This is a genomic window from Streptomyces sp. CC224B (genome assembly GCF_030010595.1).
GTDB classification, from domain to species: Bacteria; Actinomycetota; Actinomycetes; order Streptomycetales; family Streptomycetaceae; genus Streptomyces; species Streptomyces longispororuber.
In genome coordinates, this window is sequence record NZ_JASCXL010000002.1 from 53,832 (window position 1) to 75,700 (window position 21,869).

Sequence of the window (21,869 nt, forward strand, 5' to 3'; positions counted from 1 at the left end):
TGCAACAGACCGAGGAGTCTACGGACCGTTCACACGGTCCGTGGAACACCCCTCCGGTCCGTATTAGCCCACATCATGGGCGCTCTTTCCGCAGCCGTCGACGGAATCTGTGACAGTTCCGTGAGACAGCGGCGCGGAAGGGCCGCCGAGGCGGGGGCCGCCAGGCGTACCGTTTCCAGTGCGACCTTGAGAACGGAGCACCAGATGCCCGATCCGATTCGCCCCGCGTCCGCACATCCCGGTGCCCGGCTGCGCGAACTCCGTCGCGACCGCGGCCTGACCCAGGAAGGCCTGGCCCAACGGGCGAACCTGAGCCTGGGAGTTCTGAAGAAGCTGGAGCGCGGCGGCACCGCTCGCCTCGACACGTACCACGCCCTCGCCCGTGCGTTGAACGTCCGCACGTCGGCGCTGTTCGAGTCCTCCGGCCCCCACTCCCGCACCCGGAACGACGACGACAACGACAACCTCGGCCTGATGCCGCTGCGCCAGGCCGTCGCGCCGCCGGTCTCCTTCACCGGACGGGTCGGCGTGCCCGAGACCGTGGCCACAGAACCGGACCTCTCCCGCCTCCGGGCGACCGCCCAGGAGGTCGGGAACGCCTACCACCAGGACCGCTACGGCGAAGTCGCCGAACTCCTCCCGAGCCTGGTACACGCGGCGCACGCCGCCGTACGGCACTTCGATAACGGCCCCGAGCACTGCGAGGCACTGCGCATCCGCTCCGACGCGCTCCAGATGGCGGGCCGGTACCTGACGCAGGTCCGCGCATACGACCTGGCCCACATCGCCCTGCGCGACGCCATCGAGGACGCCGTGCGGGTGAACGACACGGGAGGCGTGGCCGCAGCCGTCTACCAGCAGGGCTGGCTGCTGATGCGGCAGGGACGGCTGGACGAGGCCGAGCAGGTGAGCATCACCACGGCGGACGCCGTGGAGCCGCGCATCTCCAGGGCCACCCGCCACTCCCTCGGGGCGTGGGGAAAGCTGCTGGTGCACAGCAGCGCGGCAGCCGCCCGCAACAACCGCCCCAGGGAAGCCCGGGAGATCCTGCGACTCGGCCGCACGGCCGGTGTCGCGCTCGGCGCGGGGCAGGCGGTCGCCGTGTCGTCCTGGGGGCGCTTCGACTGGCGCACCGTCGCCTTCCAGGGCATCGAGAACCAGCTCGTGGCGGAGAAGCCGGACCGCGTGCTGCGGCTGTCCGAACGGATGCCGCCCCCGACGGGCAAGAAGGGGCGGCTCTTCATGCGGCGGCATCTGCTCGACGTCGCGCAGGCCCACGTGATGCTGCGGAAGAGCGACGAGGCGACGGACATCCTGTGGTCCCTCTGGCACGAGACGCCGGAGTGGCTGCGTCACCAGCGGATGGCCAGGGAGACGTTCCAGGACGCCCTCGGCAAGAGCAAGCGGCGCCGCCTGACAGCGAAGCAACGGGACTTGGCCGGCTTCTTCCACCCCCATGGGTAGGTACATGTTCCATGCCCTGAACGGAGGCACCAGATGCCCGAGACCGCCGACACCGCACCGGTACCGCAGCTCACCTTCGGCCAGCGTGTCCAGCGGGCCCGCACCCGTGCGGGCAGGACGCGCGCCTACGTGGCGGACGTGATGGGCCACTCCGTGGAATGGGTGAAAGCCGTCGAGAAGGGCGCCATCGGCATGCCGCGCCTGCCCAAGCTGGTGCGGCTCGCACGGGTTCTCGGCGTCGAGGACCTCACCGAACTCACCGGGGACGACCGCATCGCGGCCGCCACCTACACCAAGGCGGAGCACCGGCAACTCCCGCTCATCAAGCAGGCACTGAACAGCTACCGGCTCGCCCCCGACGACCGGCGGCCCGAGCCCGCCGAGGTGCTGGCCGCGAGGCTGCGCCAGGCATGGAAGCTGTGGCACGCCCGGGACCGCCGGGCGGGACAGCGGGGCGCGACCGAGGGCAACCGCACCCGCATCGCGCGGCTCCTGCCCGCGCTGCTCGACGACACCCGGTACGCCGCCCGGGTGCTGGAGGGCGCCGAGCGCCGCCGTGCCCTCGTGGCGCAGGCCGAGGCCTACCACCTCGCTCAACTGTTCCTCAGCTTCCAGCCCGCCCCCGATCTCGTCGCGCTCACCGGGGACCGGGCCATGACCGCCGCGCAGGAGGCGGACAGCCCGCGCGCGATCGCCTCCGCCGCCTGGTACGTCAACCACGTCCACCGCGACGCCGGTGAAGCCGCGGAGGCCCGGGTCGACCTGGCCGAACAGGCGGCCGCGCTGCTGCCCGGCACGGAGGACCCCGAGCACATCGCCCGGCGGGGGCTGCTGCACCTCGCCGTCGCCCTGTCGTACGCCAAGACCGGGCAGGCGGGGGACGCCTGGCGGTACTGGGACAAGGCCGACGACGCGGCACGCCGGCTCGGCGAGGACTACGCCCACCCCTGGCTCATGTTCGGGCGAGGCGTCGTCGACGGCTACGCCATCACCATGCACAACGACCTGGTGCAGCCCGCCAGAGCGCTGGAGGTCGCCGCGAGCCTCGACCTCGACAAGATCCCGTCGGCGACGCGCCGGTCCTACCACCTCATCGAGACGGCCCGCGCGCACCACATGCTCGACGAGGGCGCCGCCGCCGTGAGCTACCTGCACCGCGCTTTCCGGGAGTCCCCGGAGACGATCCAGTACAACCTGCACACCCGCAGCACACTGCCCGAACTGGCGAGGACGGGCCCGCGGATGGTGCGCGAGGACGCGGCCGACCTGGCCAGGGAGCTCGGCGTGCCCCTGTGAGGTGATCGATGGACGGGTAGGGAACCTACCCCCTCGCCCAGGGGTAGGTCTCCTACCCCCGCCCCGTCGCTGTCCGCCCTACGGTCGCCGTTGTGAGGAAACAGCACCGTGACCGTGAGGGCAGCCGGATGACCACAGCGGAGAACAGAAGGCTGATCGCCGACTGGCTGGCGCACGCCGACCCGGACCCCGAGAACGCCTGGGCGCAGTGGGAGAGGTGCGGCGTCGCCCTGATCCCGCTCGGGCGTCGCTTCGACGCGGTGCGCGTTCCGGCTGAGCGGATGCACGCCGCGGCGGGCAGTGAGCAGCCGCGGACGGTGGCCGACGCGCTGGGGGACTGGCTCGCGGGGCCCGTGCTTCGAGATCTGCGGAGCGGTCTCGGTCCCTACTACGTGCTCGTCGGGCCGGGCGTCGAGTGGGACGGGCCGGAGGAGCGGCTCTCCACGGACACCTACCTCGGCGTTCCCCGCCCCGGCCACCCGACCATGCTCACCCGCTGGGTCGTCGAGCCCCGGACGCCCGGGGGCCTGTGCGACGCCCGGCACCTGCGCGCGCTGCTCCGCACGGCGGACCCGCTGCGGGCGGTGGTGCCGTGACGTCCGCCGACCCGGCCTCGCTGGAGCGGCGCGCCGAAGCCGCGTACCTGGTCTACCTGGAGCACCTGCGGACCTGCCCGCGCTGCGCCCTGGGCTGGAAGGAGCGGTGCCGCGGCGCCTTCTACCTGCGCAGGGGCCTACGCGACGCCAGGCAGGACGTGCTGTGGGCGGAGCTGCCGCCGCCGCGGCCGAGGCGGCGGCGCTGGTGAACCGGGCGCACCTCTACGGTTCCGCGGACTCCAGCCGTGCGAGCGCGTCCGACAGCTCCTCCAGGGCCTGGGCGGCGCGGGCGAACCGCTCCTCGCCGAGGGTGTCCCGCAGTCGCGCCGCGAGCTCCGCGTGGCCCGGCCGGATCCGTTCGACGGCCGCGCGCCCGGCCTCGGTGGGCCGCAGCAGCTTGGCCCGGCGGTGCGCCGGGTTCGGCTCGTACGCGGCGAGGCCCCGCTCCACCAGCAGGTCGGCGACGCGCTGCACGCTCTGCCGGGTGATGCCCATGGCGCGGGCGACGCCGGCCACGGGCAGCGGCTCGCGCAGGACGGCGCCGAGCACCTGCCACCAGGCGGCGGTGAGCCCGGCGGGCCTGGCCAGCTCCTCGGATACCGCGAGGAACTGGCCGTTGAGCCGGAAGACACCGAGCGCGGTGCGGCTGAGCAACTCCTGGGCGGCGCGGACACTCGGCTCGGGCCCGGCAGCGGGCTCCTGTTCCGTGGTGCGGGCGCCGTTCGTCGTGGGGCTCATGCGTTCAGCGTCTCGTACGCGGCCGGGTCCGAGTCGTGGAACAGCCGGTACCAGGCGTCGAGCCGCTCGCCCTCGAAGGCGCCCATCCGCTTGAGGACCTCGCGCGCGAACGCGACCGGCTCGGTGGGGCCCGCCGTGATCAGGTCCCCGTCCGTGACGGCGTCGGATTCGACGTATCGCGCCGCGCCCCCGTACCCCGTCGCGTCCAGGTACATCGGTACGGCGCTGGTGTGGGCGCGGTCGTCGAGCAGCCCCTCGCGGGCGAGGCCCGCCGTGGCGCCGCAGATCGCGGCCACGGGCACGCCCGCGTCGAGGAAGGCGCGGGCGGCGCGGGCGAACGGCGCGAGGCTCCGACCGGTGTCCCACAGGTCGGCACCCGGCAGGATCAGCAGCTCGCTGTCCTCGGGGCGCAGCGCGTCGAGCGTGAGGTCGGGCTGGACGCGGACGCCGCCGACGCTGGTGACCGGGTCGGCGGTGAGGGCGACGGTGCGCACGGTGTGGCCGGTGCGGGCGAGGTACGCGGTCGCGTACCCGGTCTCCCAGTCGGCGAGCGTGTCGTAGACGGCGAGGTGGACGGCCTTGCTCATGAGGACCTCCGGGAGCCGGTGCCGCCCCGGGCGGCCCGGGGCTGATGTAAGCATGCTGTCAATACGACAGTGTGTTGTCAATGCTTGCGAGCGGGCGGTGAGCGCCGGGCGGCGGAGGGCGGCTGTCCCACCCGGGCGGGCCCGGGGGCTTTAACGCGCACGGGAAGTCCCCTTAACCCCCGCCTCCCTAGCGTCCGGGCCATGGACCTTCAGACCCTCGCCGCCCACCTGGGGCTCGACCTCGCGGCCGTCGCGCTGCTGACCTTCGCCGTGTTCTATCCGCGCCACCGCAGGCGCGAGCTGGTGCCCGCGTACCTGGCCCTGAACGTCGCCCTGTTCTCCGTCGTCGCGGCCCTCTCGGAGGCGAAGGGCGGCGGCCTCGCGCTCGGGTTCGGGCTGTTCGGGGTGCTGTCGATCGTGCGGCTCCGCTCCGACGCGGTGCGCCACCAGGAGGTCGCGTACTACTTCACGACGCTCGTCCTGGGGCTCCTGTGCGGGCTCCCCGGCCTGTCGCTGCCGATGGCGGGGGGCCTCGCGGCCGTGCTGCTGCTGGTGATGTACGTGGCCGACCACCCGCGCCTGTACGCCCGCGACCGCCGCGCCGTCGTGACCCTCGACGCCGTGTACCGCGAGGAGGGCGCCCTGTGCGCCGAACTGCGGCACCGGCTCGGCGAGCCGCTCGGCTGGACCGTGCACGAGGTGGACTACGTACGCGACCTCATGGTCCTGGAAGTCCGCTTCCGGCAGCCGGAACCCGTGCGGCCGTCCCGGTCGTTCGTACGGAAGACGTCACGACCGGCCCCACGCCTCAGCAAGGAGCTCGCGTGAACCCTGCCCTGCGTGCCCTCAGCCGCGCCGCGCTCGCCGCCCACCCCGTCTCGCTCGCCGAGCTGAACGCCCGCGCGGAGCTGCTCGCCCGCTACGACCACAGCTACCTGGTGCCCGTCGAGGTCTTCGAGGACTTCGCCGCGCTGCTCACCGACCCGCGCCGCCGCGGCGGCCCGTTCCGCGCCCTGAGCATCAACGGCCGCCGCAGCTTCGGCTACGTATCGACGTACTACGACACCCCGGACCTCGGCACGTTCCACGACCACCGCCAGGGCCGCAGGCTGCGCTACCGCATCCGGGAGCGGGTCTACCAGGACAGCGGGGAGCGGCAGTTCGAGGTCAAGCTGAAGACCGGGCGCGGCGAGACCGTCAAGCACCGCCAGCGCATGCGGGGCGAGGAGCACGCGCTGGACGGCGCCCGGCGCGGCTTCCTGGCCGGGGTGCTGCGCGGCGCGTACGGCATCGAGGCGCCGCGAGCGCTGCGGCCCTCGCTGGTCACCGACTACCGCCGCGCGACGTTCGTGGCCGACGGCCAGCGGATCACCTGCGACGCCGCGCTCGTCGTACGGGACGTGGCGACGGGCCGGACGGCGGCGGCCGACAGCGGACTCGTCCTGGTCGAGACGAAGACGCGCGGCAAGCTCACGGAGGCGGACCGCGTCCTGCACCGGTACGGGCTGCGGGCCGCGGAGTTCACCAAGTACTGCGGCGGCCTCGCGGCCGTGCGGCCGGAGCTGGGGGTCAACCGGTGGGCGCGGGCGGTACGGGTCGCGTTCCCGCGGGTCACGGGCCCGGCTCCAGGCGGGGAAACGTGAGGACGACCCGGGTCGGACCGTGCTCCACGGCGAAGGTGCCGCCCGCGTCCTCGGCCGTACGCCGGGCGATGTCCAGGCCGAGCCCGGTGGAGCCGCCGCCGCTGGCGCCCCGGGCGGTGGCGGTCGCCGGGTCCGGGGCGGGGAATCCGGGCCCGTCGTCGGTGACGGTCAGCCGGGCGTGCCCGCCGGGCCCGGGAGCGGTGTCGACGGTGACGCGGTAGGAGGTGCCCTGGGGCGTGTGGTCGAGGACGTTGCCGATCAACGCGTCCAGGCAGGCGCCGAGTTCGTCGTACGGGACGGGCACCGGGACGGGTACGGGCGCGGGCCCGGGGTGGCCGGGGGTGACGGCCTCGCTGCGGCGCCCCTGGTCCTCGGCCAGCGGCAGCCAGAACGCGGCGCGTTCGCGGGCGACGGCCGCCAGGTCCGCGGCCGGGGAGGCGCTCAGCGGCCGGCGCGCCTTGCGGATCACGTCGTCGACGCTGCGCTCCAGCGCGTCCACGTCCGCGGCGATGCGCCGCGCCTCCTCCGGGTCGCGCAGGGTCTCGGCGTCCAGGCGCAGGGCGGCCACCGGGGTGCGCAGCCGGTGGGCGAGGTCGGCGGCGTTCTCGCGGGCGGTGACGCGTTCGGCGGTGAGCAGGTCGTCGATGCGGGCGGCGAGCCGGTTCAGCTCGGCGGCGACGAGGCGGAGCTCCGGGGGCCCGTCCGGGGCGGCGCGGGCCGACAGGTCCCCGGCGGCGAGCCGGTCGGCGGTGCGGGCCAGGCTCCGCGTGGCGCCCACGAGGCGGGCCCCGAGCCGGTCGGCGAGCAGCAGCCCGAGGAGGACGAGCCCGACGCCGATGCCGGCGAGCACGAGCCAGGAGGCGAGCGTACCGGCGTACAACTGCCGGTCGGTGAGCGTCACTTGCACCACCGCCGTGCCGTCGGCGGCGCCGTGGACGGGGACGAGGACCTGCCGCCCGCCGGAGGAGGGCTCGTAGGTGAAGGCCCGCCCGGTGCGGGCGAGCCGCACGGCGTCGGTGACGGCGGCGGGCCCCGGCCCGAGGGCGGTCCCGTCGCCCAGGACCAGCGACGCCCGGGGCAGCCCGGGCCCGTTGACGCTCTCGACGGTCTGCTCGGCGGTGGCCCGCTCCTTCCTGGAGGCCAGCGCGGGCCCGATGGCGTGGGCCACCCACTGGGCGCGCGCGGTGGCCTCGGCGGTGGCGCGGTCGGCGGCGTGGCTGCGGGTGAGCAGGGTGAGCGGGACGAGCAGCGCGGTGAGGACGAGGGCGGTGGTGGCGGCGGTGAGGAGCAGGAGGCGGCGGCGCACGGGGTCCGCCCGTCAATGCCGCTCGGGCGCGGGCTGCTCGGGCTGCTCGGGCGCGTGCCGTTCGGGCTGCTCGGGTCGTTCGGATTGCTCGGGCCGCTCAGGGGGAGCGGGTGGTTCGCCGGGGGTAGCGGAATCGGCGGTCCCTGCGCGGGCGGTGGCGGTGGCGGTGGCGGTGGGGGCAGGGGGTGCGTCCGGGGCGGCGAGTTTGACGCCCACCGTGCGGACGGTGTGGAGGTAGCGCGGGGCCTGGGCGGTCTCGCCCAGTTTCCGGCGCAGCCAGGACAGATGGACGTCGACCGTCTTGTCGGCGCCGCCGAGCGGCTGGTGCCAGACCTCGGCGAGGAGCTCGCGCCGCGACACCACCTGGCCCGCGCGCCGGGCCAGGTGGGCGAGCAGGTCGAACTCGCGCGGGGTGAGGTCGACGGCGGCGCCGTCCAGCGTCACCTCGCGGGCGGCGGGGTCCACGGTGAGCCCGCCCACGCGCAGCGGCTCCTCGGCCGCAGCCGCGCCGAGGCGGCGCAGGACCGCCTTCACGCGGGCGTCCAACTGGGCCGCCCCGAACGGCTTCACGATGTAGTCGTCCGCCCCGTCGCCCAGGGCCGCCACCATCTCCGGCTCCTCGTCGCGCGCGGTCGCGACGATGACCGGTACGTCGCTGACGGCCCGCAGCATCCGCAACACCTGGGCCCCGTCCACGTCCGGCAGCCCCAGGTCCAGGACGACGAGGTCCGGCCGCCGCGTGACGGCCGCGTCGAGCCCCGCCATGCCGGTGGGCGCCGTCGCGACGGCGTGCCCCTTGTCCCGCAGGGCCCGCAGCAGGGCACCGCGCAACTGGGGATCGTCCTCCACGACGAGAAGATGGGCCATGGGGCCACGGTAGCCAGGGGTTCGCGCGGACTTCACTCCTGGTTCACGCCGGGACCAGGTCCTTGCGGAGCTTTAACCGGGGCCTTAACCGGACGTTAGGGAAGGCCCGGAGAGGGTGGGGACCGGAGCGGCCTGAACGGCTCGAACGGCTGGAACGGCTGGAACGGCTCGAACGGCTCGAACGGCTCGAACGGCGAAGGGTGGGACGGGTGTCATGAGGCCAGGCGCCGCGGGCAAGTGGTGGAGCGGCAAGAGGTGGGGAGCCGCGGGGACGGCCGCGTGGGTCGCCGTGGGCACGGCGGCCGGGGCGCTGGGCGCGTGGCAGCTCGCCAGTGCGGACAGCGGGGGCACGGCGCACAGCCGCCCGCTGGACGAGGGGGCGGTGCGCAGGGCGCTGGCCGCCGAGCCCACCCGGACAGCCCCGCCGCCCACCCGGACAGCCCCGCCGCCCGCACGGTCGGCCGGACCGACGACGCCACCGGGGGCCGGGCCCACACGGACGTCTCCGCCCCCGGCGCGGTCCGCCACACCGGGGCCCTCGGCGACACCGGGCCCGCAGCACGGCACGACCCGGCCGACGCACCCGCCCACTCCTCCGCCGGCCGCGCGCTCCACGGTCCGCTTCACCGGGGGCACGGCGACGGTGGAGTGCCGCCCGGACGGGACGGCGTACCTGGTCTCCTGGAGCCCGGCGGACGGCTACCACTTCGACGAGGACGTCGTACGGGGCCCGGGGCGCGTGGTCCGCCTGGAGGCGGAGCCGAGCGACGAGGCGGCGGCGGACGACGACCTGTCGTACGCCATCACCTGCGACCCCACCGGCCCCCGGGCCCGCCCCGCCCCGGACGACTGACCCCACTGCATGCACCCTCCTGCCTCCGCTGGAGCCGGGCCGGGCACCTGTTCCTCCTCTGGGTAGAGCGTTCGTTCTACGCGTGAGGTACATGGTCCGGCCTGGCGGCCGGCGCCGGGCCGACCGGGCACGGCGGGGACGGGTGGACGCACTTCGCGAAGGACCGCTGGGCGGCGGGCCCGACAGGTTGTCGGGTTATGCGGCGGTCGCCAGACATCCCGCCCATGCCCCGCCCGCACCACCGCCGCCTACCCTCGCCCCCATGACCCCTCTGACCCCTCAGTCCGACCCCCGGCCCCACCTCCGGCGGGGGCCTCAGCCCGACCCCGAGCTCGGCGCCGCGGTCGCCGCGATCGACCGCGCGCACGTCTTCCACTCCTGGTCGGCGCAGGAGCTGATCACGCCGCTCGCGGTGGCCGGCGCCGACGGCTCGTACTTCTGGGACTACGAGGGCAACCGCTACCTCGACCTCACCAGCGGCCTCGTCTACACGAACATCGGCTACCAGCACCCCAAGGTCGTCGCCGCGATCCAGGAGCAGGCCGCGAGCCTCGCCACGTTCGCGCCGGCGTTCGCGATCGAGGCGCGTTCGGAGGCGGCCCGGCTCATCGCCGAGCGCACCCCGGGCGACCTGGACAAGATCTTCTTCACCAACGGCGGCGCCGAGGCCGTCGAGAACGCCACCCGCATGGCCCGGCTGCACACGGGCCGTCCCAAGGTGCTCGCCGCGTACCGCTCGTACCACGGCGCCACCGCCGCCGCGATCAACCTCACCGGCGACCCGCGCCGCTGGCCGAACGACAGCGGTTCGGCGGGGGTCGTGCACTTCTGGGCGCCGTTCCTGTACCGGTCGCCGTTCTACTCCGAGAACGAGACCCAGGAGTGCGAGCGCGCCCTCCAACACCTGGAGGACACCATCGCCTTCGAGGGCCCGGCAACGATCGCCGCGGTCATCCTGGAGACGGTCCCCGGCACGGCCGGGATCATGCCGCCGCCGCCCGGCTACCTCGCGGGCGTCCACGAGCTGTGCGACCGGCACGGCATCGTCCTCATCCTGGACGAGGTGATGGCGGGCTTCGGCCGTACCGGCAAGTGGTTCGCCGTGGACCACTACGACGGCGTCGTACCGGACCTGCTGACCTTCGCCAAGGGCGTCAACTCCGGGTACGTGCCGCTCGGCGGCGTCGCCATCTCCGGCGCCATAGCCGAGACCTTCGCCCGGCGGCCCTACCCGGGCGGCCTCACCTACTCCGGCCACCCGCTGGCCTGCGCCGCCGCCGTCGCCACCATCAACGTCATGGAGGACGAGGGGGTCGTCGAGAACGCGGCGCGGATCGGCGCCGAGGTCGTCGGCCCCGGCCTGCGCGAGCTGGCCGAGCACCACCCGAGCGTGGGCGAGGTGCGGGGGCTCGGCATGTTCTGGGCCCTGGAACTGGTACGCGACCGCGAGACGCGCGAGCCGCTCGTCCCCTACAACGCGACCGGGGAGGCCAACGCGCCCATGGCCGCGTTCGCCGCTGCCGCGAAGGCGAACGGGGTGTGGCCGTTCGTGAACATGAACCGTACGCATGTGGTGCCCGCGTGCACGGTGACGGAGTCCGAGGCGAAGGCTGGCCTCGCGGCCCTGGACCGAGCCCTGGACGCGGCCGACGCCCACACCGCATAACCCCACCCCCAGGGCCCCACCCCCCGGGGCCCCCGGGGGCCCCACCCCGCAGGCCCGCACCCCGCAGGCCCGCGCCCTGCGGAGCCTCACCACCCGCCCGCCCGCGACTCCGCGGCCCGCCGGCCCGGCCCCGACGCGCAGCACTGCCCCGCCGCCGTCGGGGCCTTCTCCCACCCACCCGCCCATGACCACCCGGCTGCGTCGGTCCGGCCCCGACGCGCAGCACTGCCCCGCCGCCGTCGGGGCTTTCTCCCACCCGCCCGCCCATGACCACCCTGCTTCGCCGGCCCAGCCCCGACGCGGAGCGCTTCCCCGCCGTGGCCAGCCCTTTCCTTCCCACCCGCCCACCCGTGGCCACCCGGCTTTGTCGGTCCAGCCCTGACGCGCAGCACTGCCCCACCACCGGAGCTTTCTCCCACTTGCCCGCCCGTGACCACCTGGTGTCGTCGGTCCGGTCCCGGCGCGGAGCGCTGCTCTGCCGCCGTTGGGGCTTTCTCCCACCTGCCTGCCCGTGGCCACGCGGCTTTGTCGGTCCGGCCCCGACGTGAAGCCTGCTCCGCCGCCGGGGTCTTCTCCCACTCACCCACCCATGACCACCCGGCCCCGGCGCAGAGCGCTTCCCCGCCGTGGTCAGCCCCTTTCTTCCCGCCCGTGGCCACCCGGCCCCGTCGGCCCGTCCTCACCGCGGAGCGCCTCCTCCCCGTGGACGGGCCTTCCTTCCTCTGGCGTACCGACACCATCCGTGCCTTGCCCGTCCGGTCCCGGCGGGCAGTGCTGTGGTGGTCGTGCTCGGGTGTGCCTCCCGCCCGGTCGGCCGGGCCCTGGCGCGGAGCGCTGAGGCTGTTGCTCCCAGGCCCGGTCCGGTAGCCGAACCCCGCTTTCCACCTTGGCGGGGGCCGGTGGGCGGGGTCGGCCCTGCGGCAGCCCCAGCCCCAACCGATGCTCCGCTGCTCCCAGGCCTGCCTGCCCAGCAGGGTGGGGGCGGGTGGGTGGGACCAAGCCTGGACGAGGGCAGGGGGCGCGACGACAGCCCCACCCGCCCACGGCCGGGCGGCCCCGCGCCCCCCGGGGCGGAACCCCGACCGCGTAGTCTGACGTGCTCGTAAGCGACGACACCACCACGCGTCCGGCGAAGCCGCACACGACCACGCAGGGGGAGGCCACCAACCATGCCCGGAGCCGACGGCCCGGCCGTCATCCGCAGCACCCTGCGCCAGCAGATCGCCGACGCCCTGCGCGACGAGATTCTCGCGGGCCGCCTCGTGCCGGGCCAGGAGTTCACGGTGAAGGAGATAGCCGACCAGTACGGCGTCTCCGCGACCCCGGTCCGCGAGGCCCTGGTGAACCTCACCGCCCACGGCCTCCTGGACTCCGTGCAGCACCGCGGCTTCCGCGTGCACCAGCACTCGCTCGCCGACTACCGCGGCATGCTCCAGGCGCGCGGCCTCATAGCGGACGGCATCTTCCGCGAGCTGGCCACGGCGCCGGACCGGGAGCCCGTACCGCCGTCCGGCTTCGTGTCCGTGCGCCGCCGCGGCGAGGAGGCCTCCCGCGCGGCCGCCGCCGGCGACCTCACCGTCCTCATCGGCTACGACCTGCGCTTCTGGCGCGAGCTGAGCGCCCTCTTCGGCAACCCGTACCTGGCCGACTTCCTGCACCGCCTGCGCGTCCAGTCCTGGGTGTGCGCGGTCCCGCACCTGCGCCGCGAGGCCGAGCGCGCCGGCCACCTGCGCGGCCGCCTGTGGTCACGCCACACCGAACTGGTCGACGCCCTCGCACGCCACGACGCGTGTACGGCGCACACGATCGTCGCGGAGTACAACGCCCACTCCCTGCGGCTGGTGGAAGCGCTGGCGGCCGAGGACGCCGCCGAGGAACAGGACGTCCGGCACCTCAACCACGGCGAGAACCCCCACCCCACCCCCCAGCGAGCAGCCGAATGACCGGCGTGGACCTCAGCGTCGTCATCCCCGCCTACAACGAGGAACACCGCCTCGGCCCCACCCTGGAAGCCGTCCGCGCCTACCTCGACGCCCCGGGCGGGCCCCCGGCCTGGGAGCTGATCGTCGTCGACGACGGGTCCACCGACCGCACGGCGGACATCGCCGCCGAGGCCGCCGCCGCCGACCCCCGCGTCCAGCTCGTCCGCGGCGGCGCGAACCGCGGCAAGGGCCACGCCCTGCGCCAGGGCGTCCTCGCCTCCTACGGCCGCCGCGTCCTGGTCACGGACGCGGACCTCGCCGCGCCCATAGAGGAGCTGGAGGCCCTGGAGAAGGCGCTCGCCGAGGGCCACGCGGCGGCGGTCGGCTCCCGCGCCCGGCCCGGCGCGACGATCGGCGTGCACCAGCACCGGCTGCGCGAGCTGCTCGGCCGGGGCGGGAACTTCCTGATACGTACGGTCGCCGTCCCCGGGATCCGCGACACCCAGTGCGGGTTCAAGCTGTTCGACGGCGACCGCGCCCGCGCGGCGTTCGCCGCGTCCCGCCTGCGTGGCTGGGGCATAGACGTCGAGATACTGCACCACTTCCGGTCCCAGGGCTGGCCGGTCGCGGAGGTGCCGGTGCGCTGGTCGCACCAGGAGGGCTCGAAGGTGCGGCCCGCCGACTACGCCCGCGTCCTCGCCGAGCTGACCGCCCTGCGGGCCCGCGCGCTGCGCCCGGCCGACCTGCTCGTCGCGTTCCTCTTCCTGGCCGCCTCGACCGCCCTCTACGCGCGCCGCTGGATCTCACCGGACCACCGCTACCTGCCCCACGCCCTCCAGGACCAGAACCAGTGGGAGTGGTTCTTCGCCGTCACCGCCCGCAACGTCAGCCACTTCGACAACCCCCTGTTCACGACCCTCCAGAACGCGCCGGACGGCGTGAACCTCATGGCCAACACGGTCATGCTCGGCCTCTCCGTCCCCCTCGCCCCCGTGACCTGGGCGTTCGGACCGGCGGTCAGCCTGAACGTGGCGATGACGCTGGGCCTCGCCGCCACCGCGACCGCCTGGTACTGGCTGCTGCGCCGACGTCTCGTACGCCACCGGGGCGCCGCGGCGACCGGCGCGGCGCTCGCCGCCTTCGCGCCGCCGATGGTCAGCCACGCGCACGCGCACCCGAACTTCATCGTCCTGTTCATGATCCCGCTGATCGTCGACCGGGCGCTGCGGCTGTGCGAGGGCCGTCACGTCGTCCGGGACGGGGTGGTCCTCGGCCTGTTCGCGACGTACCAGATCTTCCTCGGCGAGGAGCCGCTGCTGCTCGCGGCCCTCGGCATGGTGCTGTTCACCGTCGCGTACGCGGTCGTACGACGGGACGTGGCGCGGGCCGCCTGGCGCCCCCTGACGCGGGGCGTCGGGATCGGACTCGGGGTGTGCCTGCCGCTGGTCGCGTTCCCCCTGTGGTGGCAGTTCTTCGGGCCGCAGAGCTACAAGAGCGTGCTGCACGGCGACGACGCGGGCAACAGCCCGCTCGCCCTGCTCTCCTTCGCCGAGCGCTCGCTGGCGGGCGACGCGGACACCGCCGCCGCGCTGTCGATGAACCCCACCGAGCAGAACGCCTTCTACGGCTGGCCGCTCGTCGTCCTCGCCCTGGCGGTCGTGGTGTGGCTGTGGCGGCGCCCGGTGGTGAAGGCCCTCGCGGTCACGGCGGTCGCGGCGGCGCTGCTCTCGCTGGGACCGAAGTTCCGCATTCCGCTGACGGACGTGGTGCTGCCGGGCCCATGGGCGCTCCTCGCCGACCGGCCGCTGTTCGAGTCCGTCATCGAGGGGCGCGTGGCGATGGTGTGCGCGCCGGTGCTCGGCATGCTGGTGGCCCTCGCGATCGAGCACCTGGTGACGGACGGACACCGGGTGACGCGGGAGGAGCGGGCGCCCGGCCGGACCGCGCCGGGCCGCGGTCGGCTCGTCGTACGGTACGCGGGCCTGGGCGCGGTCGCCGCGGCCCTGCTGCCCATCGTGCCGCTGCCGCTGAAGGCCGTGGACCGGATCGACGTCCCGGCGTTCGTCGCCGACGGCACCTGGCGGCGGTACGTGGACACGGCCGCGGGCGAGACCCTCGTCCCGGTGCCGCTCCCGGACCCCGGCTACGCGGAGGCGCTGCACTGGCAGACCACCGCCGGCCTGGGCTTCCGCCTCCCCGGCGGCTACTTCAACGGGCCCTGGGGCCCGGACCGGATCGGCATCTACGGCGCCCCGCCCCGCAACACCTCCACCCTCCTGCGCGACATCCGGGGCACCGGCCGTGCCGTGCGGGCCACGGACGCCTGGCGCCGGGCCGTCCGCGAGGACCTGCGGTTCTGGAACGCGGGCGTCGTCGTCCTGGCCCCGCAGCCCGCCGACGCGGCGCTGCGCACGACCCTGGACGATCTCCTTGAACAGCGCGGAAAGTGGGTAGACGGGGTGTGGATCTGGGACGTACGAGGGGGAGCCTGAGCGGCGCGGCTGCCACTACGCTGCGGGAACAACACGCACCGTAGCGGGCGCGTGCGCCGTCGCACGCGCCCCCGACAACGCAACCCGACGCCCCTACCGACCCGCTCGATCCAACCCCCCACCCGACCCCGTCCGAACCCGCGTCGTCCGACGTTCGACGTTCTGACCCGAGGAGCATTTCTTGGCCTGCGACTTGTGGCTCGTCCCGCTTGTCGACGTGCTGTGCCACAGCCCCGACAACCCCTTCGCCGAGGAACTCGCCACGTACGACAAGGCGCTGACCGAGGCGGGACTGCCGCCGGTCCCCGTCTACGCGTACATGCCCGGCCTCTCCGGTGACGTGGCGCCCGTCGCGGGGTTCGACTACGACGCGCTGCACTTCCTGCGGCGCGCGTACCTGCTGCGCGTCTGCGGCCTGGAGGTCACGCCGGTGGACGAGCTGGGCGGGGACTACGAACAGCTCCTGGAGATGTTCGACGCGACGGCCCAGCAGTCGCACCTGGTGTGGCACTACGACCACGCGGGGGCGTACGTGCCCGTGGACTTCCCGGCACCGCTCGCCAACGACGAGCTGCTCGCGGGCGGGGGCCCGCTGGGCTCCTCGCAGGCGCTTCTGCGGGAGCTGGAGTTCGTGGCCCCGGCCATCGGCATAGACCCCGCGAATCCGCCCCAGCCCCCCGCGCCGCCCCAGTCCCCCACGACCCTGGAGGAACCGGCCCCGCCGCCCCCGCACGACGCCAGCCCGTACGCCCGCGAGCGCCACGTCTGGCTCGGCCTCCACGCAGCCACCACCCGAAGCCTCGCCCAAGGCTCAATGATCATCTACAGCTGACCAACCGTCCCCTCCCGGCCGGGCCCCACCCGCCCGGTGGCGCACACCCGCCCCACCCGCTGTGGGCACCCGCCCCACCCCGCTGTGGGCACCCGCCTCACCCGCTGTGGGCACGCCCCCCTCCGCTGGGGGCACGCCCCCCCGCTGTGGGCACGCCCCCCTCGCTGTGGGCAATCGTCCCGCAGGGCGGGACGGGTGGGCACAGCACCTAGGTGCCGCCCAGCCGTAAAACCAGGCCGCCAAGGCGCCGCCCAGCGGCAAACAGAGGCAGCACAAACCCAAGCCAGGCCCGAAACCTCACCGAGGCTCAGGAGGCCGCTGCCGAGGCATATTGGGCCGCGCCCCGGGCGGCAGGGGAAACCGCCCAGGGACAACCCCGGGCTCCCGGCCGGGGGCAGGACAGCCCCCCGCCCCCCCCCCCTGCACAGCCAGCGCAGCGCCCCGCGCACGGAACTCCACCATCCAGTCCACCGTCTCCGCCCGCACCAGCTCCGTCACGTCCTCGGAAAACCTCCGCAGCACCCCCAGACACCGCTCCGCCGCCTCACTGGCGGTCCCCTCCGTCGGCCCCAGCACCTCCCGCACGCTCTCCGACGCCCAGTCGAACTGCAGCGCCTGCAGCCGCCGCTGCACGGCCTGCGCGGTGGCCACGTCCCGCATCCACCCGGACGTGAACCCGAAGTACCGGTCGCACCCCACGCACGCCACCCCGGCGAGCAGCGAGACGAACCCCCAGCTGGCCCCGCCCGTCACCGCCCCCGCGAGGTCGAGCAGCGGCAGCGTCCCGCCGCCGAGGGCGCCGAGCGCCGCGCCGCACCGCAGCAGCCGGGCCCCGCGCCGCTTGCGGACGCGGTCGCGCAAATACCACGCCGCGGTGTCGAGCGCACCCCGCTCCACCCACCGGTACAGCTCGTCGAGGCGCGCGGCGGGATCGCCCCAGTCGCCCGTGGGGAACACCCGCGGGCCCAGCTCGCCGCCGGCTCCGTCACTCGCCGTACACGGTGTGCCCGATGCCCCCGCCCCGGCCTCCTGCCCCTCATGGGGCACCCCCTCAGGCTGCATATCCGGCTGGTGGTGGCTCACCCGGCACTCCCTCGGCTTCCGCATAAGTCCCGCATAAGTGACGCAACGTAATGGACGGTGCCTCTGTGCGGCGTCCAGTCCTACCGCCCAATGGGTGGGTATGCGGTCGTTTTCACGGCTTTGCCGCCTGGAAGGGTCTCTTGATCGGGTATAGGAGCGCCGCGTTTCTCACCCGAAAGAGTGCCCTCGGGAGTGCCGGGGCGCGGGCACCCGCGACCACGTAGGCTCGTGGCAGGCGTCAACCCGCCCGCAAGCACGTCGTACGTACGCACTCGACCGACACACCAGGAGCTGATCGTGATCCCCGGTGGTGGACAGCCCAACATGCAGCAGTTGCTCCAGCAGGCCCAGAAGATGCAGCAGGACCTCGCGAAGGCGCAGGAGGAGCTGGCGCAGACCGAGGTCGACGGCCAGGCGGGCGGCGGCCTCGTCAAGGCGACGGTCACCGGTTCCGGTGAGCTGCGTGCCCTGGTGATCGACCCCAAGGCGGTCGACCCCGAGGACACGGAGACCCTCGCGGACCTGGTCGTGGCCGCCGTGCACGCGGCGAACGAGAACGCCCAGGCGCTCCAGCAGCAGAAGCTCGGCCCGCTCGCGCAGGGCCTGGGCGGCGGCGGCATCCCCGGCCTGCCGTTCTGACCGTCCCCGGCTGAGCGGCCCCCGGGCCGGCCGTCCCCGGTTCCCCGTCCCGGCCGTTACCTTCAAAGTCGGCCGACGGCCAACTACGGTACGTGTCATAGCCCCCCGACCCCCGAACACTGACCCCGGCGGACCGGATCACCAGGAGACTGGGACTCCCGAGGACGACCGGGACACCGGTCCCCAAAAGCCCGGGACCCCGGAGAGAACCCGCGGAAAGGCAGTCCGTTGTACGAAGGCGTGGTCCAGGACCTCATCGACGAGCTGGGCAGGCTGCCCGGCGTCGGTCCCAAGAGCGCGCAGCGGATCGCCTTCCACATCCTCCAGGCGGAGCCGACGGACGTGCGCCGTCTCGCGCACGCCCTGCTGGAGGTGAAGGAGAAGGTCCGCTTCTGCGCGACGTGCGGCAACGTCGCGCAGGAGGAGCTGTGCAACATCTGCCGTGACGCCCGCCGCGACCCCTCGGTCATCTGTGTGGTCGAGGAGCCCAAGGACGTCGTGGCGATCGAGCGGACCCGCGAGTTCCGGGGCCGGTACCACGTGCTCGGCGGGGCGATCAGCCCCATCGAGGGCGTCGGCCCGGATGATCTGCGCATACGGGAGCTGCTCGCGCGCCTCGCCGACGGCACGGTCACGGAGCTGATCCTCGCCACGGACCCGAACCTGGAGGGCGAGGCGACGGCGACGTACCTGGCGCGCATGATCAAGCCGATGGGCCTGAAGGTCACCCGGCTGGCCAGCGGACTCCCTGTCGGGGGAGATCTGGAATACGCGGACGAGGTCACCCTGGGCCGCGCTTTCGAGGGGAGACGACTCCTAGATGTCTAAGTCAGCGATGTCTAAGTCACCTGAGCCGAAGCCGAAGCCGACGTCGTCGCCGGGCTCCGCCGGGGGCGCCGGGCCCGAGCCCAAGACGCTGGTGCACGCCGCGTCGCAGGACCCGGACGACTTCGCGGTGCAGATCTCCGACCAGGTCGAGAGCTTCATCGTGGCCGTCACGGAGGTCGCGCGGGGCGCCGAGCCCGACTCGGCGGTGCCCTTCCTGCTCCTTGAGGTCTCCCAGCTCCTCCTCGCGGGCGGCCGTCTCGGGGCCCACGAGGACATCGTCCCCGACGAGCGCTACGAGCCCGACCTCGGGCCGGAGGGCGACGTGGACGAGCTGCGCGAGCGCCTGGCCGTCCTCCTGGACCCGATCGACGTGTACTCCGAGGTCTTCGACCCTTACGAGCCCCGCAAGGCCCCGGTCGCCTGCCGCATCTCCGACGACCTCGCCGACGTCGTCACGGACCTGCGCCACGGCCTGGCCCACTACCGCGCGGGCCGCACCACCGAGGCCCTGTGGTGGTGGCAGTTCTCCTACTTCTCCAACTGGGGCTCCACGGCGTCCGCCGCCCTGCGCGCCCTCCAGTCGCTGGTCGCCCACGTCCGGCTGAACCAGCCCCTTGAGGACCTCGACGGCCTGGACACCGACCAGGACCTCACCGACGAGACCCTCGAAGAGGCCGCCGGCCGGGTCATGGCCGAGGAGATCGCGGGCCCGCTGGGGCTGCGCCCCGTGCAGTAGCGGTGGTCCGGCCCCCGGTGGCTGCCGGGGACCGGACCCACCGGTGTCAGGCCTGGGCCCGGTGGATCTTCCAGTCGGCGACGTCGGAGCTGCGGTTGTAGTAGGCGTTGGTGCACAGGTCGTACTTGGCGCCGCTCGCCGAGCTGGTGTGGTTGGTCTCCAGGAAGCCGCCGTTGTCGCCGTAGGTGTTCCACAGGTGGACGACGTCGCCCGGCCGGACGGTGCCGTCGGCGGGGCTGGAGGTCCTGGCGAAGATCCGCCACCGCCCGGTGCCGGCCGCGCGGTCCCTGCCCTGCGAGGTGGACACGTCGTACTTGGCGCCCGCGGCCTTCTGGCTGTCGGAGGCGTGCCCGTTGGTGTCGAGGTAGCCGCCGTCGCCGCCGTAGAGGTTGCGCAGGTACACCAGGTCACCGCTGACGACGGGCTGGCCGGCGGCCTTGCCGGAGGCGGAGAGGATCTCCCAGGTCCCGGTCCCCTTGCCGCGCGCGGGGCTGTCGGCGGTGGAGACCTGGTACTTGGCTCCCGAGGCACCGCTGTGCCCGTTGGTGTCGAGGTAGCCGCCCTGCCAGCCGTTGTAGCCGTTCTGCAGGTGGATCTGTTCGCCGTACTTGAGCTCGTTCGCCATCGGAGTTCCCCTCGGTCGACGACTCGGCATGCGCACGCCCCCGCCGGACCGTGCCGCTGCACGGCCGTCGGCGGGGGTGCGACAAGCCTCCCAAGACCGCACCCAGTGGGGACTTGTTTCGCAGAATCGTCCTAAAGCAGACCAATTCGCTTTCGGCCACGTCCCAGCCGCCCAGCGCCGCCCGCAGTCCGCGCGGATCCACGAACGGGGCCGCCGGCGTCGGCTCGCTGTACCAGCGCAGCGGCCGACGAAACAACTCGAAGTGCCCCGCCGGGCCCCGGCTGTTCGTCTCCGGGCGCGCCTGGAGCGCCTTTGTCTCCGCAGTGGGGCCCGAGGCTTGACCGGAGCCCTTCACCGCACCTCCGGCTCGAACGCCTGGGCGACGGCGAGGCTGTCCTCGTAGACGTGGTGCCGGGTGACCAGGCCGTCTTCAACGGTGAGGTGCAGGGCGAACCGCGCCCGATACGCCCGCCCGGTGGGCCGGGCGGTCTGGCGGATCTCGCCCAGCACGACCGCGTCGTTCCCGTCGATGAGGATGCGCTCGACCTCGGTCGCCACCTGCTCCGGCACGTGGTGCTCGGCCAGCTCGCGGTAGTGGGCGGCCGCGTCGGCCCGGGTCGACCGGTGACGGATCCACGGCGTGGCGGCACGGCCGTGCTCGGCCTCCGGCCAGCCCAGCTTCCAGTCGCCCTGCTCGGCGTACAGCTCGGCGACGCGCTCGGGGTCGCCCTCACCGATCCTGCGCAGCAGCTCTTCCACCACGGTGCGCGTGTTCGTAGGTGCGGCTGTGGACATGGCAGACCCCTCCGTCCTGGCCCGCGTCCTGCCGACGCGGAGAGATCGCCGATCCTGCCGACACGGGCAGGCCGGAGGCCATTACCTCTGAAGTAATGCGAGCCCGTCACCAGGGGCGACTTCCGCACCAGGGCCCTGGTTCACCGAGTCGAAGGCGACGAAGCCGTGAGCGCGGGGCCGCTGCGGTGCACGCCGTAGCGGGCTCTGTTCCATGCCACGTGCTCGGCGCTCATCGACGAAGAGATGGCGTACACATCACCGATGCGTTCGCCGCGGCGCCGGCGCTCCCCTTCTTCATGCGCCCGGAACGCCAGGACGGACACCTCGGAAGCAGGCTGCCAGTGCAGGGAGAAGGCCGGGGCGTTGGCGTCCGGGACGTGCTCCATGCGCACACCGCGCTTCGCCAGCAGCCGCTCCAGTCTGTCGAAGCGGAGGTGGCGGCCGAAGCGGCCGTACTGCTCGCGCAGCGCCCTGTTGGCGATGCCGCCACCTCCGTACGAGAGCCGATGCACGTGCAGGGTGAAGTGGTGGCCCACCCAGGGGTGGCCGGGCGATTCCCGGCCCCAGAAGAACTCGACCATTCCGTAGTCGCGCCACATGCTGTGGGCGTCGAAGGAGTTCTCGGCGAAGTCGGAGCCCAGGATCGCGGTGACCTGCTCGGGACTGTCCGTAGGCCTGGCGCCGAGCATGGTCCCGGTGGTGATCACGTCCACGTAGAACGCGAGAGAGTGCGGGGTCAACTGGCTCTTCCTGGTCGGAGCGTCTCTGCTGGTCGGCCCGGGACTTGAGCCCCGGGACCCGAGCCTCTTCCATGGGTTGGTCGGTCACGTCCTGAACCCAACCAACCGAGCCACTACGGGAGTTGAGCCCCACGTCACCCACGAGGGTGACGTTTCGTAGT

At 73.8% G+C, this 21,869-nt stretch carries 21 protein-coding genes and 1 pseudogene; 14 read left to right on the forward strand and 8 right to left on the reverse strand.

Features of this window, described 5'->3' with window-relative positions; all coding sequences use genetic code 11:
* The first annotated feature begins 204 nt into the window (after positions 1 to 204).
* The 4 genes from QK440_RS01400 (at position 205) to QK440_RS01415 (ending at position 3,565) form a co-directional block, all read left to right on the forward strand.
* The gene (locus QK440_RS01400) at positions 205 to 1,464 is read left to right on the forward strand and encodes a helix-turn-helix transcriptional regulator (protein ID WP_282791060.1); all 1,260 of its coding nucleotides are present in this window, start codon (positions 205 to 207) and stop codon (positions 1,462 to 1,464) included.
* 33 nt (positions 1,465 to 1,497) lie between these two features.
* Positions 1,498 to 2,760, forward strand: coding sequence for a helix-turn-helix domain-containing protein (locus QK440_RS01405; RefSeq protein WP_282791061.1), 1,263 nt, complete (start codon positions 1,498 to 1,500; stop codon positions 2,758 to 2,760).
* 128 nt (positions 2,761 to 2,888) lie between these two features.
* The gene (locus QK440_RS01410) at positions 2,889 to 3,356 is read left to right on the forward strand and encodes a hypothetical protein (RefSeq protein ID WP_282791062.1); all 468 of its coding nucleotides are present in this window, start codon (positions 2,889 to 2,891) and stop codon (positions 3,354 to 3,356) included.
* Positions 3,353 to 3,565: a hypothetical protein gene (locus QK440_RS01415; RefSeq protein WP_282791063.1), complete on the forward strand. Its 213-nt coding sequence runs from the start codon at positions 3,353 to 3,355 to the stop codon at positions 3,563 to 3,565. The genes QK440_RS01410 and QK440_RS01415 overlap by 4 nt, the downstream gene beginning before the upstream one ends.
* Before the next feature lie 13 nt (positions 3,566 to 3,578).
* On the opposite strand, the gene QK440_RS01420 is transcribed toward QK440_RS01415, so the two are convergent.
* Positions 3,579 to 4,094, reverse strand: coding sequence for a MarR family transcriptional regulator (locus QK440_RS01420; protein ID WP_282791064.1), 516 nt, complete (start codon positions 4,092 to 4,094; stop codon positions 3,579 to 3,581).
* Positions 4,091 to 4,681: a DJ-1/PfpI family protein gene (locus tag QK440_RS01425; RefSeq protein ID WP_282791065.1), complete on the reverse strand. Its 591-nt coding sequence runs from the start codon at positions 4,679 to 4,681 to the stop codon at positions 4,091 to 4,093. The genes QK440_RS01420 and QK440_RS01425 overlap by 4 nt, the downstream gene beginning before the upstream one ends.
* A gap of 201 nt (positions 4,682 to 4,882) precedes the next feature.
* Between QK440_RS01425 and QK440_RS01430 the strand changes: the two genes are divergently transcribed.
* A complete protein-coding gene (locus QK440_RS01430) occupies positions 4,883 to 5,509 on the forward strand; it encodes a DUF4956 domain-containing protein (RefSeq protein ID WP_282791066.1) in 627 nt (208 codons plus the stop codon).
* Positions 5,506 to 6,324 (forward strand): VTC domain-containing protein, encoded by an 819-nt coding sequence (locus tag QK440_RS01435; protein ID WP_282791067.1) that lies wholly within the window; start codon positions 5,506 to 5,508, stop codon positions 6,322 to 6,324. The genes QK440_RS01430 and QK440_RS01435 overlap by 4 nt, the downstream gene beginning before the upstream one ends.
* Here the strand turns inward: QK440_RS01435 and QK440_RS01440 are convergent.
* Both QK440_RS01440 and QK440_RS01445 read right to left on the reverse strand, forming a co-directional pair.
* Complete coding sequence (locus QK440_RS01440) at positions 6,293 to 7,630, reverse strand: HAMP domain-containing sensor histidine kinase (protein WP_282791068.1); 1,338 nt, start codon at positions 7,628 to 7,630, stop codon at positions 6,293 to 6,295. The two genes, QK440_RS01435 and QK440_RS01440, sit on opposite strands and share 32 nt — an antisense overlap.
* A gap of 192 nt (positions 7,631 to 7,822) precedes the next feature.
* Positions 7,823 to 8,497, reverse strand: a pseudogene (locus QK440_RS01445) (response regulator transcription factor); the annotation flags it as partial.
* Between the two features lie 214 nt (positions 8,498 to 8,711).
* Between QK440_RS01445 and QK440_RS01450 the strand changes: the two are divergent.
* The 5 genes from QK440_RS01450 (at position 8,712) to QK440_RS01470 (ending at position 16,262) form a co-directional block, all read left to right on the forward strand.
* Positions 8,712 to 9,350, forward strand: coding sequence for a hypothetical protein (locus QK440_RS01450; protein ID WP_282791069.1), 639 nt, complete (start codon positions 8,712 to 8,714; stop codon positions 9,348 to 9,350).
* A 262-nt stretch (positions 9,351 to 9,612) separates the two neighbouring features.
* A complete protein-coding gene (locus tag QK440_RS01455) occupies positions 9,613 to 11,016 on the forward strand; it encodes an aspartate aminotransferase family protein (RefSeq protein ID WP_282791070.1) in 1,404 nt (467 codons plus the stop codon).
* A gap of 1,169 nt (positions 11,017 to 12,185) precedes the next feature.
* A complete protein-coding gene (locus QK440_RS01460; protein WP_282791071.1) occupies positions 12,186 to 12,959 on the forward strand; it encodes a GntR family transcriptional regulator in 774 nt (257 codons plus the stop codon).
* Positions 12,956 to 15,430 (forward strand): dolichyl-phosphate beta-glucosyltransferase, encoded by a 2,475-nt coding sequence (locus QK440_RS01465; protein WP_282791072.1) that lies wholly within the window; start codon positions 12,956 to 12,958, stop codon positions 15,428 to 15,430. The genes QK440_RS01460 and QK440_RS01465 overlap by 4 nt, the downstream gene beginning before the upstream one ends.
* Positions 15,431 to 15,611: 181 nt before the next feature.
* Positions 15,612 to 16,262, forward strand: a complete 651-nt coding sequence (locus QK440_RS01470; RefSeq protein ID WP_282791073.1) for a hypothetical protein — start codon at positions 15,612 to 15,614, stop codon at positions 16,260 to 16,262.
* A gap of 297 nt (positions 16,263 to 16,559) precedes the next feature.
* Here the strand turns inward: QK440_RS01470 and QK440_RS01475 are convergent, their stop codons facing one another.
* Positions 16,560 to 17,369 carry an SLATT domain-containing protein gene (locus tag QK440_RS01475; RefSeq protein WP_282791074.1) on the reverse strand — a complete coding sequence of 270 codons (810 nt, stop codon included), beginning with the start codon at positions 17,367 to 17,369 and terminating at the stop codon, positions 16,560 to 16,562.
* Positions 17,370 to 17,642: 273 nt separating this feature from the next.
* Between QK440_RS01475 and QK440_RS01480 the strand changes: the two genes are divergently transcribed.
* The 3 genes from QK440_RS01480 (at position 17,643) to QK440_RS01490 (ending at position 19,548) form a co-directional block, all read left to right on the forward strand.
* Positions 17,643 to 17,984, forward strand: coding sequence for a YbaB/EbfC family nucleoid-associated protein (locus QK440_RS01480; protein ID WP_282791075.1), 342 nt, complete (start codon positions 17,643 to 17,645; stop codon positions 17,982 to 17,984).
* Between the two features lie 228 nt (positions 17,985 to 18,212).
* On the forward strand, positions 18,213 to 18,812 hold the full coding sequence (gene recR, locus QK440_RS01485) for a recombination mediator RecR (RefSeq protein WP_030682774.1): 600 nt from the start codon (positions 18,213 to 18,215) through the stop codon (positions 18,810 to 18,812).
* 7 nt (positions 18,813 to 18,819) lie between these two features.
* Positions 18,820 to 19,548: a DUF5063 domain-containing protein gene (locus QK440_RS01490; protein WP_282791076.1), complete on the forward strand. Its 729-nt coding sequence runs from the start codon at positions 18,820 to 18,822 to the stop codon at positions 19,546 to 19,548.
* Positions 19,549 to 19,594: 46 nt separating this feature from the next.
* Here QK440_RS01490 and QK440_RS01495 read toward each other — a convergent pair whose 3' ends face one another.
* The 3 genes from QK440_RS01495 to QK440_RS01505 all read right to left on the reverse strand — a co-directional run bounded on the left by QK440_RS01495 (position 19,595) and on the right by QK440_RS01505 (position 21,708).
* Positions 19,595 to 20,173, reverse strand: a complete 579-nt coding sequence (locus QK440_RS01495; RefSeq protein ID WP_282791077.1) for a hypothetical protein — start codon at positions 20,171 to 20,173, stop codon at positions 19,595 to 19,597.
* A 351-nt stretch (positions 20,174 to 20,524) separates the two neighbouring features.
* A complete protein-coding gene (locus QK440_RS01500; protein ID WP_282791078.1) occupies positions 20,525 to 20,968 on the reverse strand; it encodes a nuclear transport factor 2 family protein in 444 nt (147 codons plus the stop codon).
* A gap of 140 nt (positions 20,969 to 21,108) precedes the next feature.
* Positions 21,109 to 21,708, reverse strand: a complete 600-nt coding sequence (locus QK440_RS01505; protein ID WP_282791079.1) for a hypothetical protein — start codon at positions 21,706 to 21,708, stop codon at positions 21,109 to 21,111.
* Between the last annotated feature and the right edge of the window lie 161 nt (positions 21,709 to 21,869).